The 16,393-nt window shown below is 56.6% G+C and carries 13 protein-coding genes; 5 read left to right on the forward strand and 8 right to left on the reverse strand.

The annotated features are described in order from the left end of the window. Nucleotides 1-58 precede the first annotated feature (58 nt). Both EAO39_RS17270 and EAO39_RS17275 read right to left on the reverse strand, forming a co-directional pair. Nucleotides 59-1,321, reverse strand: coding sequence for a hydantoinase/carbamoylase family amidase (locus EAO39_RS17270; protein WP_120969875.1), 1,263 nt, complete (start codon nucleotides 1,319-1,321; stop codon nucleotides 59-61). After that, nucleotides 1,318-1,989 carry a phosphoribosyltransferase family protein gene (locus EAO39_RS17275; RefSeq protein WP_120971222.1) on the reverse strand — a complete coding sequence of 224 codons (672 nt, stop codon included), beginning with the start codon at nucleotides 1,987-1,989 and terminating at the stop codon, nucleotides 1,318-1,320. The genes EAO39_RS17270 and EAO39_RS17275 overlap by 4 nt, the downstream gene beginning before the upstream one ends. 175 nt (nucleotides 1,990-2,164) lie before the next feature. On the opposite strand from EAO39_RS17275, the gene EAO39_RS17280 reads away from it, so the two are divergent. Then, nucleotides 2,165-3,085, forward strand: a complete 921-nt coding sequence (locus EAO39_RS17280; RefSeq protein WP_120969878.1) for a LysR family transcriptional regulator — start codon at nucleotides 2,165-2,167, stop codon at nucleotides 3,083-3,085. A gap of 177 nt (nucleotides 3,086-3,262) precedes the next feature. Here EAO39_RS17280 and EAO39_RS17285 read toward each other — a convergent pair whose 3' ends face one another. From EAO39_RS17285 to EAO39_RS17295, 3 genes are read right to left on the reverse strand one after another with little or no spacing between them, the layout of a single operon-like run. Then, nucleotides 3,263-4,693 (reverse strand): c-type cytochrome, encoded by a 1,431-nt coding sequence (locus EAO39_RS17285; protein ID WP_120969881.1) that lies wholly within the window; start codon nucleotides 4,691-4,693, stop codon nucleotides 3,263-3,265. A 14-nt stretch (nucleotides 4,694-4,707) separates the two neighbouring features. Beyond that, nucleotides 4,708-6,354, reverse strand: a complete 1,647-nt coding sequence (locus tag EAO39_RS17290) for a GMC family oxidoreductase (RefSeq protein ID WP_120969886.1) — start codon at nucleotides 6,352-6,354, stop codon at nucleotides 4,708-4,710. A gap of 39 nt (nucleotides 6,355-6,393) precedes the next feature. Beyond that, nucleotides 6,394-6,921 (reverse strand): sugar dehydrogenase complex small subunit, encoded by a 528-nt coding sequence (locus EAO39_RS17295; protein ID WP_162989601.1) that lies wholly within the window; start codon nucleotides 6,919-6,921, stop codon nucleotides 6,394-6,396. 375 nt (nucleotides 6,922-7,296) lie between these two features. Between EAO39_RS17295 and EAO39_RS17300 the strand changes: the two genes are divergently transcribed. Beyond that, the gene (locus tag EAO39_RS17300) at nucleotides 7,297-8,223 is read left to right on the forward strand and encodes a LysR family transcriptional regulator (protein ID WP_162989602.1); all 927 of its coding nucleotides are present in this window, start codon (nucleotides 7,297-7,299) and stop codon (nucleotides 8,221-8,223) included. A gap of 310 nt (nucleotides 8,224-8,533) precedes the next feature. Here EAO39_RS17300 and EAO39_RS22725 read toward each other — a convergent pair whose 3' ends face one another. Then, a complete protein-coding gene (locus EAO39_RS22725) occupies nucleotides 8,534-9,586 on the reverse strand; it encodes a porin family protein (RefSeq protein WP_162989603.1) in 1,053 nt (350 codons plus the stop codon). Between the two features lie 71 nt (nucleotides 9,587-9,657). Further along, the gene (locus EAO39_RS17305; protein WP_162989604.1) at nucleotides 9,658-11,673 is read right to left on the reverse strand and encodes a hypothetical protein; all 2,016 of its coding nucleotides are present in this window, start codon (nucleotides 11,671-11,673) and stop codon (nucleotides 9,658-9,660) included. A 759-nt stretch (nucleotides 11,674-12,432) separates the two neighbouring features. Between EAO39_RS17305 and ybiB the strand changes: the two genes are divergently transcribed. Continuing rightward, a complete protein-coding gene (ybiB, locus tag EAO39_RS17310) occupies nucleotides 12,433-13,452 on the forward strand; it encodes a DNA-binding protein YbiB (protein WP_120969898.1) in 1,020 nt (339 codons plus the stop codon). 44 nt (nucleotides 13,453-13,496) lie between these two features. After that, nucleotides 13,497-14,297: a uroporphyrinogen-III C-methyltransferase gene (gene cobA, locus EAO39_RS17315; protein WP_120969901.1), complete on the forward strand. Its 801-nt coding sequence runs from the start codon at nucleotides 13,497-13,499 to the stop codon at nucleotides 14,295-14,297. Nucleotides 14,298-14,387: 90 nt separating this feature from the next. On the opposite strand, the gene EAO39_RS17320 is transcribed toward cobA, so the two are convergent. Then, nucleotides 14,388-14,888, reverse strand: coding sequence for an acyl-CoA thioesterase (locus EAO39_RS17320; protein ID WP_120969904.1), 501 nt, complete (start codon nucleotides 14,886-14,888; stop codon nucleotides 14,388-14,390). A gap of 165 nt (nucleotides 14,889-15,053) precedes the next feature. Between EAO39_RS17320 and EAO39_RS17325 the strand changes: the two genes are divergently transcribed. Further along, nucleotides 15,054-16,343 carry an NAD(P)/FAD-dependent oxidoreductase gene (locus EAO39_RS17325; RefSeq protein ID WP_120969907.1) on the forward strand — a complete coding sequence of 430 codons (1,290 nt, stop codon included), beginning with the start codon at nucleotides 15,054-15,056 and terminating at the stop codon, nucleotides 16,341-16,343. Nucleotides 16,344-16,393: the final 50 nt, after the last annotated feature.

The raw sequence follows: 16,393 nt of genomic DNA on the forward strand, positions 1-16,393 counted from the left end.
AATGTTCGCCTTGCAGACGTCGCTTTAGCGCCGAATTCGGCCTCCGGCCCTGACGCCATCAGGCTTTCGCCGTCACCGCACGTGTCAACAGATCGACCCCCATCAGAAAATCGTCTATATCCATCGCTTCAAAAGGATTGTGCGAGCCGTTTTCGTTGCGAATGAACACCATGGCGGACGGCACGCCCGCGTTGGCGAAAACCGCCGCATCATGGCCGGCTCCGCTGGCAATGCGCTCCAGCTTCACGCCTGCGGGAGCTACGGCCTCCAGTCGATTCAGCCAGGCAGCATCCATGGTGGCAGGCTCCGTGAACAGCCGCTCGTCGAACTCGAAGCGCACATTGCGGTCGCGCTCTATGGCCTGGCACTCGTCCCGCATCAAGGTGTAAAAGCGCTCCAGGGTTTGGGTGTCCTGGCTGCGCACCTCGAAACTGAAAGCGACTTCTCCGGGAATAACGGAGACGGCATGCGATTGCGCAGCGGTGGAACAGATGCCCGTGGTCATCACCATGTCCATGCCCATCTGCAGCAGCACGCGCCAATGCTCGTCCATGCGCGACAGCAGTTCGGCAACCGCCAGCAGCGCATCCTTGCGCAGCCAGCGCGGCACGGCGCCCGAGTGGCCGGTCTCGCCAATACAGCGGATCAGGTTGTGGCGAACATTGCCACGGATGCCGGTGACCAGTGCCACAGGCCAGCCACGGTTGACCATGACCGGCCCCTGCTCGATATGCAGCTCCAGATAAGCCGCCATCTGCGCGGGATCGATCAGGGGCTCGCCACGCTGGATGGCCTCGATATCCGCGCCGCAGCGCGACATGGCCTCGCTCAAAACACCTGCGCCATCGCGGTGGCGCCGCGCCAGAGTCCCGGCAGGCAATTTTCCCAGCAGCGAGAGAGAGCCCAGATAGGCCTTGCCGTACCAGGCGCTTTCCTCTCCGCGCAGGGCCAGCACCTTGAGCGGCACAGCCTCTTCATGGCGGCCGCGCAAGCCCAGCAAGATCAGCATGCCGGCAACAATACCTGCCAAGCCGTCAAAATTTCCGCCCTGCGGTACGGAGTCCGCGTGCGAGCCTATGGCCAGAAAAGGCAGATCCCGGTTTTCCTCCGGCAGGCTCAGCCACAGATTGCCGGCTCTATCGCACTCATGGTGCAGGCCCAACTCCCGGGCCCGCTCTTCAATAATGCGCAGCGCAGTGTTCTCGCCTTTGCCATAGCTTTCACGCGTCACGCCCGGGCCGTCAGCGGTTGCCTGGCGAATTTCGGCAAGCAGGGATTGCGCCAGCTCGCGCGCATCCAGCAAGGTATCGCAGCTCATCATGCTCCGGTACCTCCATGGCGTAGGGACCATTCCACGGGCGAAGCCGAGAAATCGGCCAGCGTGGTTTGCTGCGCAGCACTGAGTTGCCCGCTGGCAAGCAAGGCCTCATGCAGATGGCTCCAGGTTGCGAGCGCGTGCAAGGACAAAGCGTGATCGGCCAAGGTGCTGGCCTGCTGGGCGTACAGCGCATAGTCGAGCAAGACCAGCACATCTTCGATCACCGGGCCTGCGCGGCGCAAGGCCGCCACGGTTCCGGCCTTGGAGCGACCGTCGGTGGTCACATCGTCGACCAGCAACACCTTGGCATCGGCAGGCAAACGGCCTTCCAACTGAGCCGTGATGTCCCAGCCGACCGGACGCTTGCGCAGATAAAGCATGGGCAGCTCCAGCCGCTCGGCCAGCCATGCCGCAAAGGCGATGCCCGAGCTTTCGGTCCCGACGATGGCATTGATGCCGCGCGCAGCAATCACCGGCTTCACGGAGCGGGCCGCAATGTCCATGATTTCGCGGCGTCCACGCACATCCGACATCAGGACTTGCGCATCCACATAGACCGGGCTGGCCCAGCCAGATGTGTAAATAAACGGTTGATGCGAGGCAATGCGTACAGCACCCAGGCCTACCAGGGCCTGGGCAACGCGTGGCGCGTCGGAGTCGGAGAGAAGCATGGGCATGTCCGTGGGCAAAACGGCATGTTAAGAAGCTAGGCGCCAGACAAGAAGTGTCTAAAATTCCTCAAGCCGTTCCCAAACGCGATGGCTCATGCGGCATGCCCCCGATCGCATGCTCCTTCCAACCGGTGCATCCTGCCTGCACCTCGAGCATCCGACGGCTATTGCTTCCATGTCCGACTTCACTTCATCGCGCAGCTTTTTGCGCCAGATCGACCTGGCTTCCCTGGATCTGTTTGTGCTGATCTGTGAGTTCGGCAGCATTGCACGTGCGGCCGAGCATGGCGGCATGGTCGCCTCGGCAGTCAGCAAGCGTATTGCCGAGCTGGAATCCCTGGCGCGCACCCCGCTGCTTCTGCGTCACGCCCGGGGAGTGCGCCCTACCCCCGCCGGACAGTTGCTGCTGGAGCATGCGCGCACCATCTTGCTTGGCGTGGAACATCTGCGCGACGACTTGATTGAATATGCCCGTGGCGTGCGCGGGCTGGTGCGCCTAAGTGCCAATGCCTCCGCCGTGGAGCAGTTTCTGCCCGAGCATATTGCGGTGTTCGCCAGACTTCACCCCGACATCCGCATTGATCTGCGCCAGGCGACCAGCCGAACCGTTGCACGTGCCGTGCGCGACCATATTGCCGACCTTGGCGTCTGCAGCCACAGCGATGAGGCCGAGGGCCTGGAGTCCATGCCCTATAGACGCGAACACATGGTGCTGATCACGCCGGGCGATCATCCTCTGGTCGGCCGTCAGGAACTGGCCTACGAAGAGGCGTTGGACTATGCCCAGATCGGGCTACGCGACAGCAGCATCGTCCAGGAAATGCTGGACAAGGAAGCCCGCGCTGGCAGACGCATGCTGCGCCAGCGTATCGAGGTCGACAGCCTGAGCGCCATGTGCCGCATGATCGAATGCGGGCTGGGCGTAGGCGTCATGCCCGAAGGCGCTTACCAACGCCTGGGAGAGGCACGCCATCTGCATGCCGTTGCGCTGAGCGATGCCTGGGCCGAACGCAGTCTCAACCTCTATGCCACCCGCTTTGCCGATCTACCTGCACCGGCCCGGCACTTTGCCGCAGCGCTGATGCAAGAAAAATAAGCGGGCACGCCCGGAAGCGCCCGAATTAGCTATCAAAACAGAAGCTACAAGCGCTTTATTCATAACCGCTCAGCCATTAAATCCCTATAGAACCAGCCAATTCAAGGCCGGCATGCGTGCATCCTCCAATCGAGCTTGCAGCACATGCCGTGCCATGAGTCTCGGCTGGATCGTAGGTCAGCTGTTGCGTTTGCGGCGCAGCAACCAGACGATCACGGCCAGCGCGGCGACCACAGCAGCGGCCATGCCGATGCGGGCAAAGATCAGCAAACCGCTGGCACCGGCCTTGGCCGGGTCGCGCAGCTCGGCCACTTGCTGCTCGGTCACCTTGGCTGCCGGATTGCCATAGCTGGCCAGCAGGTAGTTGCCCAGAGTCACGATTTGCTTGTCGCTGAGCTCATGACTGAACGCGGGCATGACGGAGTCGACGCCGTGACGCTCCACGCCGTGCAGCAGAACCTGCACCAGATTGTTGCTATTGCTGTGGCCCAGGCTGGTATTGGCAAACAGCGATGGCAGGCCGCCGCCTTCTGTACCCTGGCCTTGCGCCTGGTGGCAGCTGGCGCAGTTGGCGTCATACAGCTGTGCGCCGGTCATGGTGTCATGGTCCTTGGGCAGCTCGGTGCCACGCAAGCTGTCCAGATCGTCTCTTGCCTTGCCAAAGCTGTCCGCAGCCTGCTTCACGCTGGCATCGGCCACGGCAGGCACGGATCGGATATAGGTGACGATCGCCTTCATGTCCTCAGGCCTCAAGTGCTTCAAGCTGTGGTCAATGGCTTCAGCCATGGGGCCCGACGCAGCACCTTTGCCGGGAACGGGCTGGCCGCTCAGATAGGCAATCAGCTCTTGCTCCGACCATTGGCCAATGCCGCTGGTCTTGTCCGAGCTGATATTGGGCGCATACCAGCCGCCGATCTCGCCGCCGCCCAAAGAGCGCTTCATGTCTTCGGCCATCATGGCATTGCGCGGTGTGTGGCAGGTGGTGCAGTGCGCCAGGCCCTGGGCCAGATAGGCACCGCGATTCCACTCAGGGGTTTGCGAGTCATCGGCCTTGTAAGGCGTGGCGTCATGGAACAAGCTGTTCCACACGCTCAGCGATGCGCGGATGCTGAAAGGAAACGGCAGCGCGGTGACGGGCGCGGCCACATCGACCGCCTCCACGCCCTGCATGAAGTAGGCGTACAGGGCGGCAATGTCCTCGTCGCTGGTCTTGGCGTACGCGGTGTACGGCATGGCCGGATAGAGGTTGGCACCATCCGCACGCTTGCCATAGCGCAGAGCATTGCTGAACTGCTCCAGCGAGTAGTTGCCAATGCCATGCGTTTTTGACGGGGTGATATTGGTCGAATAGATCGAGCCCAGCGGGCTTGCCATGGCCAAACCGCCCGCCATGGCTTTGCCGCCCACGGCGGTATGGCAGGCAATACAGTCGCCTGCAGTGGCCAGGTAGCGGCCACGTTCCACATCGGTCGATGCAGTGGCAGCGGCGGGAGCGGCTGCTGAAGTTGCTGCGGGAGAAGCCGCCAGAACGGGCGAGGATGCCGCCATGGCAGCCGCAGCCAGCACGGCGCCAGCCCACAGGGAGGAGGAAAACAGAGTCTTGTTCATGGTGGTTTCCTCGCTCAAGCCTTGGCACCTAGCGTGTTGCTGCGCGGGAGCATGGCGGGGCCGCCGTTTTCCGCAATCATGTGGGCGCCGGTGCGCAGGGCCACGGCAATGCCGTTGAGCGTGGAGTTGCAGGTGGACGAGGTGGGCAGCACGCCGGTGGAGGCGAAATACAGGTTTTCGTGGTTCCAGGCGCGGCCGAACTCGTCGCACACCGAGATGGTGCGGTCCGAGCCCATGCTCAGCGTGCCGCAGATATGCTGGTTGTTGGAAAAGTCGTCGTCTTTGGTGAAGCGCAGATTCGTGCCTCCCATCAGCTCGGCGATCTTGGCAAAGTCTTTTTGCGCGCGCTTGTGACCACGGAAGGTGTAGTCGTCAATGCTGTAGTGGGCACGGGGCTTTTGCAGGCCCATGGCATCTTTTTCGTCGGCCAGGTCGATGCGGCGCTCGGGATCGGGCAATACTTCCAGCACGCTTTTCACATTCATTTCACGTGCGGCAGAGTGGCGCAGCTTCTCGGCAAATTCCTTGCCATAGACGCCAGCCTTGAGCAGCGAGTTGGTGGCACCGTCCACCCGGGAGATATTGGTGAAGTCCAGGCGGTAAGGCGAATGTTCCGCACGGAAAGTGCCATCGCGCATGGTGTTGATGGAGCTGGGGCTTTGCGGGCCACGGCCCAGCCACACGTCTTCATCGGCATCAAAGGTCAGCGAGGTGCTAGGGTGGTCCATCAGATGGCGACCCACCATGTCGTTGTCGTTGGCAATACCGTTCTTGAACTTGTCGCTCTTGGACAGCAGCAGCAGGCGGGGCGACTCGATACCGTTGGAAGCCACGATAAAAGTCTTGCCCGTCACGCGGTGAACGTTTTTGTCGGGGTCGTAGTAGTTGACGGCAATGATGCGGCCCTGTGCATCGTGCTCCAGCTGGAACACATTGGCGCGCACCTGCAGCTTCACGCCAACCGCCAGTGCCTGCTGCACGGCAATGCCGCCGTGGTATTGCGCATCGATGGGGCAGATAGGCTGGCAGCTGTTGTTGCCGCAGCAAGGCGGACGGCCGTCAAACGAGCGGCTGTTGCGCGCTACCGTGTTGGCCACCACGTTATAGGTACCGGCCAGGCGCTCGCGCACGCGCTGCATGGCAAAAGGCTCGGCCACTGGGTCCATGGGGAAGGGCTTGCTGCGGGGCGATCCGGTTTCGGTCGAGCCGCAGACGCCCATGATTTCTTCCGCTTCCTGGTAATAGGGCTCCAGATCGTCGTAGTCAAACGGCCAATCCACACCCACGCCGTACAGCGACTTGATCTTGAAATCACCCGGCACATTGCGCCATGCGTGCGCAGCCCAGTGCCAGCTGGTGCCGCCTACCTGGCGGATGTACTCGGCCTTGTAGGGATAGGGCCCGGCCTGGACCAGGTGATTGTTCTCTTCGGGCTTGTAGATGGGGTGTGGTGCCGTATCCAGCGAGGGATAAGGCGACATCCAGTCGCTGCGGCGCGGCGAGTTGCGAAAACGCGAGACGATTTCGCCACGCTTGACATGATCGCCGGCTTCCAGCATGAGCACGGAAGCGTCGGCCTTGGCCAGCTTGGTCGCCAGCATGGCGCCGATGATGCCGGCGCCGACGATGACGTAGTCGGCAGATTGTGTAGATTCAGCCATGGTGTTCTTTGTGGGGTATTTGTTGTTATGTGCTGCGCATCAGGCGTGAACAGGCTGCAACTTGAGATCGAACCTCGTGGGATTAGCGCTCCAGCTGCCATACATGCCGTAGGCATAGGTGGGCGGCTTGAGCTTGTCCGAGACCACTTGTGCATTGAGCGCAAACTCATAGGCCACGACCTTGGCTTGCGTGCCTGCACCAGCAACGCCCAAATACCAGGCTTGCATGAGCTGAGCGGGAACGCCAGCCAGTTCGGGCTTCTCGGCCTTCAGACGCTCGTTAAGCTGGGCCAGCGGCACTTTCTGGCCGTCAACCCATTGCCACAAGGCATCGACCTGCGCAGCAAACTGCGCATTCACGGCTTGCAAGGCCGTCTGCATGCGGGCCCCTAGCCTGGCGTTCAAGTCACTGCGCTCCGTCAGATAGCTCGACAGCGCCATGAAACGGCTGGCGTCCGTAACGGGCGCCGCCGCCCAGCTCCAGGGAGCCAATTGCACGGCGCCAACGGCTAATGCGCCCCCCAGCAGGTGCCGGCGTTGCAGGCCGGGCAAAGAAAAGTGAGTCATAGATGTCATGGTGGGATGTTGTCGTTTGAATGGATGCCGCACACTGCCCATTGGTCGGCAAGCACCCACGCTTACGCGAAGGACGGCGCTGCAGCTTTCACTTCCACGCTCGGCCGTTTACAAGCCGGTCAACGACTACAAAAATCGCCAAAAAAAAGACGGTGTGCAGCGACTCAAAAGCCTGCCAGCACACCGTTTTTGGTGTTTGTTACGTGGTGAATTGAAGTGCTGAAATCAGCTACAGCAAAAAATGTTTGCACTTGCTCTCACTCTAAGCCTTACGGAAACAAGAAAAAATACACCTACGGACAATTGATTGTTACGTCACTCGTAATAATCAAGCCTCTTCTTCAGCTCAAAAGAGGCCTTTTCCTTGTGTTAGACCGTTTGCAAACCATGCAGGTGTTTTTGTCCGTAGCACAGGAAGGCGGCTTTACTGCCGCAGCACGCCGCCTGTCGATGACGACACCCCATGTCACACGCCACATTGCGGCACTGGAAAATCAATTGGGAACACGTCTGCTGCAACGCACGACACGACGTGTGAGCCTGACCGCCGCAGGCGAGCGCTATGCAGTCCGTGTGCGTGAAATTCTGGAAGCGGTGGACACGGCCAGCGCAGAAGTGCAAAGCAAGACCAGTGCGCTCAGCGGCGTGCTGCGCATCGTCGCGGCCCCATCGCTGACCGATGCGCTGGTATCTCCGCTGGCCGCTGCCTTTCGCGAGCAATACCCAGGTATCTCGCTGGATGTGTATGTGGACGCACATCCTTTGCCCGATCTGAATCGCTACGACCTGGGTTTTTTGCAGGTGCCTGAGGGCTATGACTCCAGCATCGTGGCGCGCACGCTGTCCACCTCCGAAGCCATACTGTGTGCGTCGCCCGCCTATATCGCCCGCCATGGCCTGCCGCAGACGCCTCAGGAACTGGCACAGCATATGTGCGTGCTGCGCCGCCCCGCAGGGCTGCATCGCGACAGCTTCAGCTTGTGGCGCAGCGATCAAAAAATGGATGAGCCACCGTCACATGACATTGAGGTGCAAGCCGCCATCACCATCAATCAGACCGCCAGCATCTTGCAAATGGTTCTGGACGGCGCAGGCATCGCCACCTTCACCATGGATTCAGCACGCCCCTTCCTGAACCAAGGCGTGCTCGAACAGGTTCTGCCAGGCTGGATTACGGGGCGCTACTGCGTATTGGCCGCCTTGCCGAGCCGCAAACACCTGCCCGAACGGGCCAAGGCCTTTCTGGACTTTGTGTTTGCCGCCCATAAGGCGCAATTGATTGACCGCTGCTGAGCAGAGTTCAAATATCCTCGAGGCCGGTAGAAATCCGGTCTCGCCTTTGGTGCAAAACACTTCATAGACAACAGAAACAGAGGCATTGCATGCACTGCTTCTTCCATGGAGAGTTCGCTGAGTGCGAACCACTACTACATGGCAATCTACTTGCTGGAAGTGTTCGAACCGATATCAAGCCAGCTAGATAAAGCTGCACCCAGAACACATGTAAAAATACCCGCGCGGAGAGCTATGCAGATGTTCTCTGATACTGGAAGTGGTACTGAGGCATATAGCCTCAGCACAGGCAATTAACACATTTCAAAATTTACCATTCATAGCGAGCATACATGCTTGCCAGTTGTACGGAACTTTCTTTTGTGTAATGCAAGCCAACGCCCGCTTGAAAATTTTTCTGCGGCATCCAGGACAAACTCAGCATTAGATTTTTAAATTTCATGCTAGATATGGAAAATCCAAAATCTTGGTAACGAAAATCCATGTTGACCCATGGCACCACTACATTGCCCAGACTGTAAGCCCCAACAGAAAAATTATCGAATGAATCATGCCTTACACCGATGTTGGTTAATACAGGCAGCCTCATGGTTGTGCTTTTATAATTATATCGCCCTGTCAACGCCAGATTATCTCCAGCACCATAAATGCTCCCCCCTTGAACGGATGCATTATAGGTTCTATCGCTGTAATGGATAGTGGAAAATCTTAATTGGCTTAGCAAGTTTTCAACTCTTGCGTTGAATGCCAAAGGTCCTAATTGATAATCCGCTGAAAAATTCAAACCCCATCCCCAGCCTGAATCGTCCTTTTCGTTTCGAAGAATGCCAAATGATCTGGTTCCAACCCTATTAAGCGTTCCTCTCAGAACACCTGTTTTACCTTTAACATTAATATTTAAATTTGACTCTCCATAATGAAAATCATGGATTGAAAAAATATGTGGCTCCAGGCGAATTTTAAAATTCTCTGAAAATTTAATATCTTTTTTTACAGTGAACTGCGTTGAATGAAGGAAATAATATTTCCCTTCCAAAGAATAACTACCTTCTGCTTTTGGAATTTTAATTCCATTTGCCTTCGCCGCAACGAACACCATGTTCCCATTACCCCAGAAATATCCTTGCAACTTCTGCGATATGTCGAATTCGGCATCTAAATAATTTTTTGATACACCGGCTGAAATATTAAAATTTCCAGCAATATTATCAGTTGTGGCCTTTAACTCTTTACTCTTCCACTGCTCGGGATAAAATAAGTCTGCAGTTGATTTATGCTCTCCACCTGCATAAAAAGTTTGCGCATGACTTGTTTGCAGAAATACGGAAAACAAGATGAAAATAGATATTTTAAATCTATTCATAATTGATAATTTTTAGATTTTTCAAATAAAATAGGGGGTTTTATAACCCCCTATTATTTACCGCAATGGACTTACCTCAGAGAAAATTCACGACCATTGACTTTGATGACACCCGATTTAATATCACCAATAAGCTGGCTGCCTTCGTAAATTTGGCCACTAAAATTGTCGAAATCAAAATCATTGACCTTGTACAAGCCATGATTAGAAGCGATTTGGATACTGTTGGCGCACAGTTTTTTACCATCCTCTGCAGGGAAGCAGTATTTACCGCTTGCAGATTCAGTCGCATTGATTGTTGCAATCAAATTGTACAGTCGCAGCGTTGAACTCAGGGTATTCGCACTATTTCGAGCAATATTGAGTTCGTACTGATCAGCGGTAGCACCAGCACCAAGGCCAATGCTGCCATTGATTTCAAATTGATCGAAATCCTTTCCAGCGTATTCTGCAGAAGCGTAATTACCCTTGACTGCCAAAGAGGCTGGATAAGCAGTACCGCTACGCATCAGTTTCCCTTCGCTAGATCTAAAGGTAAATGTCTCCAGTGCATAAGCATTGTTTTTCACTGCTACCTTAGAAGTAATAGCACCCTTAAAGGAATCGCCCTTTGAGGTTAGCAGAGTAGAATCGCCAGAAAAATCAACGATGCCATCCGCATTGGGTTTCAGAACGGCATTCTTGAGGGTGACTTCGGTATTCTTGCTACCGCTATAGGCCTTAAATTTGCTGTCAACAGCAAGGGAAATGAGCGGATTCTTGTTCCAGCCCTTACCAGGGGGATTGGCCGCATCATATTTAAGCGTCAAATTCAGATCAGATTCCTTTTTGGCATCAAGCAACCTGTTTCCAACAAATGTGGCGACCGTATAATTTTTTCCATCTACAACTGCAGTCGCTGCCTGGACAGAAATTTTACCGGAAATTACGCCGCCAGAGTTACTACCACTGAGAATGCGAATGGCTTCTTTTTTATTATTTGGCGTAACAGTCCAGTTAGACCCTTGATCACAAGTGATTTCGGAAGCAGAGGAGATTTGGCAATCATTGACAAAGCCATATGCTTGGTTAACGATGGCATAAGTACTCATGCTGGTCAAGTACTTATAATTGCCACTGAGATCATCATCCAAGAATTTAATGATGGAATCAGATTCCTTGACTTTGGCCTCGAGCAAATCGAAGAAGGCACTTTCGGATGGTGCAGGCGGCTTGGGTATTGTGATCTCTGGCGTAGTAGGAACGGCTTTCTTAATAATGTTCAAAAGAGGATTATCACCTACGAGTGCAGCAAGTGCGTCATCAGCCGATTTCCATTGAGCACCTACAAATACCTCTAGCTTTGACAAGCTACCCGATGCAACATCCTGAGCGACCGAGTTTATTTTTTCAAGTTGGCACTTGATAGGATCTGTTTCGATTGCGCTGACGCAGCCTTCGCTCTGGCTGGAGAATCCAACCAATGCATGCATGAGCTTTGCAGATTCTTCAAAGCCTGGCTTGGACAAGTCATTAATAGATGTAATGGGCTTGATGGTAAATGGATCAACACCAGCCAATTGTTTGGCCAGATTTTTACCATATGTCATGGCCTCTGCACTAAAGCCATTTTTTGCAGCATAGGTGACGGCGGCCTCGGTGAAGGGATTCACCATTCCTTGCGCTTTCTCTCCCTCTTTGGGCTTCTCAACGAAGCTGCGCATTTTCATGCCAATAGGTGCTTTTTCAAACACGAATTCACCATCTTTTATTTTCAACTCATTCAGATACTCAGTATTGGCATCCGCAACAACTTCGATAACAAAAGGACCTTTTCCAGATTCAACGTCAAACGCAAAAGTACCGTCGGGATTGGTTCGAACTTCTAGAGGTTTAGTTGTGATTTGTTTGGTAAGGTCAGTGCTCTCATAAACCTTAACAATGGCATTTTTCATAATGCCTTTTGCTGCAGTACCTGTAAATGCAACGGATGAAGCAACAGGAGTCGTTCCTCCTCCACTGTTACCGCCGCCTCCCCCACCACCGCATGCAACCAGTGCTGCGGCAGCCAAACTCGCGAAGACAAATTTAGATTTTGTATATTGCATAGAAATAACCTTTCAGAAAATTATCAAAACATATTAAATTTTATTTATATTCTATGTGACTTTTTTTTACATTTGATTCTTTTGCAATCTTTTCAATCATCTAAAAAAACTCAAAACGCCATCTAAATCAAGCGCAAAAGCAAAAGTAAGCACTCACATTTATTTCAAGCATTTTCAGAAACATGGGAAAAATACAACGATTCGTTAAATGAAATGAAATTTCTTATATTTTGTGCTAAGAAATAAAAATAATCATATGATTCAAATATCGAAAAATGCAGAGCTTTAAAGTACTTTATTACAAATGATCGCATTGATAAAAAAATGCTATCAGCCGACGCCCATTCGCAAGACAAACTCCTATCTTTTACATCTGTAGTAGTCAATAGGGAATACCTTTAATTTCCATCTACCTGCACAACAAAGCCCACGCCATATTCGCATGCGTGCATAGATTGGCGTCAGCAGTGAATCGCCTCGGATTTTTTTGAATCCCTTTGAGCCGTTGGCAATGGCATCTCGGCCTCTGCCAGTGAAGGCCACTGATCGAAACGTGGCGCTTCTGGGATGGCCATCTCGATGTAGTTGAAGACGTCGGCCCGTGCACCGCTGCTGGTTGCGTAGGCCTGCGATGAAAGTCTGCGACGCCGAACTTTGATGCAAAAATTAGCACCGGGGTGCTCCCCTTCTGGCACGTCATTTGCTTATAACGACTTCATCGTATGAAACTCGTTCGTTATGAGGACAATTACATAAATCATGAGTATCAGCCCCTATATCAAGGACATCGGCCGCGGCACCAAGGGTGCTCGCTCGCTTACGCGTGAGCAGGCCGCAGACCTGATGGGCAAGCTGCTGGACGGACAAGTCAGCGATCTGGAGTTGGGCGCGTTCTGCATTGCCATGCGTTTCAAGGGCGAAAGCGCCCAGGAGCTGGCCGGATTTCTGGATGCCACGCAGCAGCGTCTGCCGGCCTGGCCCACGGCCTCGCCTGCGATCCCCGTCGTGGTGCTGCCCAGCTATAACGGTGCGCGCAAGCTACCCAATCTGGTGCCACTGCTGGCAGCGCTGCTGGCCCGCCAGGGTCTACCGGTACTGGTACACGGTTGCGATACCGAAGACAAACGGGTCAGCACAGGTGCTGTCTGGCAGCAACTGGGCTGGCCGGTGCTGCAAAAGCCTACGCCCCTCGCAGCAGGTCAGATGGCCTGGATGCAGACCCGCCATCTGCTTCCCTCGCTCGAACGCTTGCTGCAGGTGCGCCGCCAGATTGGATTGCGCAATCCCACACACAGCATCGTCAAACTGCTCAATCCCTTGAGCGGCCCGGGCACGGCGGCTGCGGCACAGCGCAGCCTGCTGTTGGCCAGCTACACCCATCCCGACTACGCCCATCCCATGGCCGAGACCCTGGGCCTGCACAACGCCAGTGCGCTGCTGCTGCGCGGAACCGAAGGCGAAGCCGTGGCAGCGCCCAATCGTGAACCTGCCAGCCTGGGCCTGATTGACGGCCAGATCTGCTTTGAGCGCAGCGCGGTTCACAGCAGCCAGCTCAGCAGCCAAACCGCTGGAGACGAGCCCGCAGCGCCAGAATTACCCCAAGGGCTGAGCGCCGCCCAGACGGCCCAGCGCATCGAAGCCATGCTGGCAGGCACGCTGGCGATTCCCGCACCGATTACCCAGCAGATAGCCCAGATTCAGGCCATGCACCGTGCTGTTCACCAGCCCGGTGCCGAAGCCATGGCCCAGGTGCAGAGCTTTCACCGCTGCCCGGACTGAGTACAAAAAATTTCGCCCCACAGGCAAGCCCCACAAAGACCGCCATGCCAAGCACTATTCATACCCCACTTCACACCGGCCAATGCACGCTGGTGGGCGCCGGCCCGGGCGACCCCGAACTGCTCACCATCAAGGCAGCCAAAACCATTGCGGCAGCCACGGTCTTGTTTGTGGACGATCTCGTCAGCGATGCCATCACCGCCCACGCCAATCCGCAAGCGCGCATGGTTTACGTGGGCAAGCGCGGCGGCTGCAAGAGCACGCCCCAGGCATTCATTGAAAAGCTGATGATTGCGGCCGTGCAAGAGGGAGAGAAAGTGGTGCGCCTCAAGGGCGGCGACCCCTTCATCTTTGGCCGCGGCGGCGAAGAGGTCGAGCACCTGCGCCAGGCCGGTATCGAAGTGCAGGTCATCAACGGCATCACCTCGGGTCTTGCAGGTCTGACCAGCCTGGGCGCGCCGCTGACCCACCGCGATCGCGCCCATGGCGTGCTCTTCATGACAGGTCATGCCAAGCCCGGCGACAGCGGCCCCGACTGGCGCCAACTGGCCGCCACCGCCCATGCAGCCAAGCTCACCCTGGTGATCTACATGGGCGTGAGCAGTGTGGAGCGCATTACCGAAGACTTGCTGGCCGGCCTGCCCGGCAGCACGCCCGTGGCGGTCATCCAGCACGCAAGCTTGCCCCAGCAGCGCCATGCGCTCACATTTTTGAAAGATCTGCCCCAGTGCATTGCTGACAACGGTCTGGGTAGCCCCAGCATCATCGTCGTAGGCGACGTGGTGCAAGGCGTTGCCGCCTGGCAAGACCAGCAAAACACCCAGCCGCAAGCCGCCGTGGCCTGACGCTGCTTAACGCGCCGACGTTTTGGCCCGGCGCGCTACCAACCAAAGACGAGCAGCAAAGCCGGCCCTCAGTAAGGGCTGGCGGCAAGATCAGGGTGTGACGTTCGCGCTGGTTGTCACGCGAATCTGGGCAAAACGCTCTGCCATGTCCTTGCGCAACTCCTTGCGAATGATGGCAGCCTGCCAGCGGCGCTTTTCTTCATCGCCCTGAGGCTCCAGCGGCGGCACCAGTGCGGGCTTTTTGTCGTCGTCAACGGCCACCATGGTGAAAAAGCAGCTGTTCACATGGCGCACCACCTGGCTGCGGATGTCCTCGGCCACCACCTTGATGCCGATTTCCATGGACGACTTGCCCGTGTGATTGACGCTGGACAGAAACGTCACCAGCTCGCCCACATGGATGGGCTGCAGAAACATCACCTGGTCCACGCTCAGCGTCACCACATAACGGCCCGCATAGCGGCTGGCACAGGCGTAGGCCACCTGATCGAGCAGCTTCAAGATGGCGCCACCGTGCACATTGCCCGAAAAATTGGCCATGTCCGGCGACATGAGCACCGTCATGCTCAGCTGATGGGAAGGGGTATTCATGGGCTGCAATTTTAGATTTGAATACCCGCCAGCGCTTGGCGTCCACGCATATTCCCCTGCGACTTCCGTAGCCGTGCAAATCGGCCCGGATAAGCCTGTGCCAAGGCCTGCGCAAGCCGCTTCTGGGACAATCGCCCCCTGTTCCTGCCCTGCTCCTTTGTCTGAATGTCTGCGCACGCCCCGTCTTCCTCCCCTGTTTTTTTTGATGCTGTCGTCATAGGCGCCGGTGCTGCCGGCCTGTTTTGTGCGGCGCAGGCAGGCCAGCGCGGCCTCAAGGTGCTGCTGATCGATCACGCCGAAAAAGTGGCCGAGAAGATCCGCATCTCCGGCGGCGGGCGCTGCAACTTCACCAACCGCGATCTGGACGTGCGGGCGCCGCACAAGCATTTTGTGGGGCAGAACCCGCAGTTCTGCCGCTCAGCCTTGTCGCGCTTCACGCCGGCCGATTTCATTGCGCTGATGGACAAGCATGGCATTGCCCACCACGAAAAGCACAAGGGCCAGCTGTTTGCCGATCGCTCGGCCGAGGACATCATCGCCATGCTGTTGGCCGAATGCGCGGCAGGCCAGGTGCAGCGCTGGCAGCCTTGCCGGGTCAAAAAAATAGAGATTTTGGCCAGCAGCCCAAATGAGGAAAGCGCTGCGAGCTATCAAATCGATACGGATCGCGGCCCGGTGAACGCCACCAGTCTGGTAATTGCCACCGGCGGCCTGAGCATTCCCAAGATTGGCGCCAGCGACTTTGGCTACCGCCTGGCCCAGCAATTCAATCTGCCGCTGGTGGAGCGCACGCCCGGCCTGGTGCCCATGACGTTCGACGGCGATGCCTGGCAGCCTTATGCCCAGCTGGCAGGCCTGGCCTTGCCGGTTGAAATCAGCACCGGTAGCAAAAAAGAGCGCATGGCCTTTAACGAGGACTTGCTGTTCACCCACCGCGGCCTGTCCGGCCCGGCCGTGCTGCAGATATCGAGCTACTGGAAGCCCGGCACGCCGCTGGTCATCAATCTGGCCCCCGAGGTGGATTTTGAAGCCGAGCTGCTGGCCGCCAAGCAGCGCTCGCGCAAGCTGATTGCCAACGAGCTGGCCCAGTGGCTGCCCGCCCGTCTGGCCGATGCCTGGGTGCAGCAGGATGCAGCCTGGCAGCGCCCGATTGCCGAGGCCTCGGACAAGGCCCTGATCGCGCTGGCGCAAAAACTCTCGCGCTGGGAGATCACGCCCACGGGTACCGAGGGTTATAAAAAAGCCGAAGTCACGCTGGGCGGCGTGGATACCAAGGTGCTGTCGCAACAGACCATGGAGTGCAAAAACCAGAGCGGCCTGTATTTCATCGGCGAAGTGGTGGATATCACCGGCTGGCTGGGCGGCTACAACTTTCAGTGGGCCTGGGCCAGTGCCGCCGCCTGCGCCCAGGCGCTGGCCGAGCGCAGCCAATGCCTGATGGAAAAAGCGTGCTGAGCCCCTGAAACAGGGCGCAGGACGCTATCAAGACGAAATCAACTGCGCAG

This window comes from Comamonas sp. lk (genome assembly GCF_900564145.1).
Taxonomy (GTDB): domain Bacteria; phylum Pseudomonadota; class Gammaproteobacteria; order Burkholderiales; family Burkholderiaceae_C; genus Comamonas.

Excerpts from the sequence above, each read along its gene's own strand:
- EAO39_RS17270 (WP_120969875.1), bottom strand. The coding sequence starts at position 1,321 with ATGATGAGCTGCGATACCTTGCTGGATGCGCGCGAGCTGGCGCAATCC.
- EAO39_RS17275 (WP_120971222.1), bottom strand. The coding sequence starts at position 1,989 with ATGCTTCTCTCCGACTCCGACGCGCCACGCGTTGCCCAGGCCCTGGTA.
- EAO39_RS17280 (WP_120969878.1), top strand. The coding sequence starts at position 2,165 with ATGTCCGACTTCACTTCATCGCGCAGCTTTTTGCGCCAGATCGACCTG.
- EAO39_RS17285 (WP_120969881.1), bottom strand. The coding sequence starts at position 4,693 with ATGAACAAGACTCTGTTTTCCTCCTCCCTGTGGGCTGGCGCCGTGCTG.
- EAO39_RS17290 (WP_120969886.1), bottom strand. The coding sequence starts at position 6,354 with ATGGCTGAATCTACACAATCTGCCGACTACGTCATCGTCGGCGCCGGC.
- EAO39_RS17295 (WP_162989601.1), bottom strand. The coding sequence starts at position 6,921 with ATGACTCACTTTTCTTTGCCCGGCCTGCAACGCCGGCACCTGCTGGGG.
- EAO39_RS22725 (WP_162989603.1), bottom strand. The coding sequence starts at position 9,586 with ATGAATAGATTTAAAATATCTATTTTCATCTTGTTTTCCGTATTTCTG.
- EAO39_RS17305 (WP_162989604.1), bottom strand. The coding sequence starts at position 11,673 with ATGCAATATACAAAATCTAAATTTGTCTTCGCGAGTTTGGCTGCCGCA.
- ybiB (WP_120969898.1), top strand. The coding sequence starts at position 12,433 with ATGAGTATCAGCCCCTATATCAAGGACATCGGCCGCGGCACCAAGGGT.
- cobA (WP_120969901.1), top strand. The coding sequence starts at position 13,497 with ATGCCAAGCACTATTCATACCCCACTTCACACCGGCCAATGCACGCTG.
- EAO39_RS17320 (WP_120969904.1), bottom strand. The coding sequence starts at position 14,888 with ATGAATACCCCTTCCCATCAGCTGAGCATGACGGTGCTCATGTCGCCG.
- EAO39_RS17325 (WP_120969907.1), top strand. The coding sequence starts at position 15,054 with ATGTCTGCGCACGCCCCGTCTTCCTCCCCTGTTTTTTTTGATGCTGTC.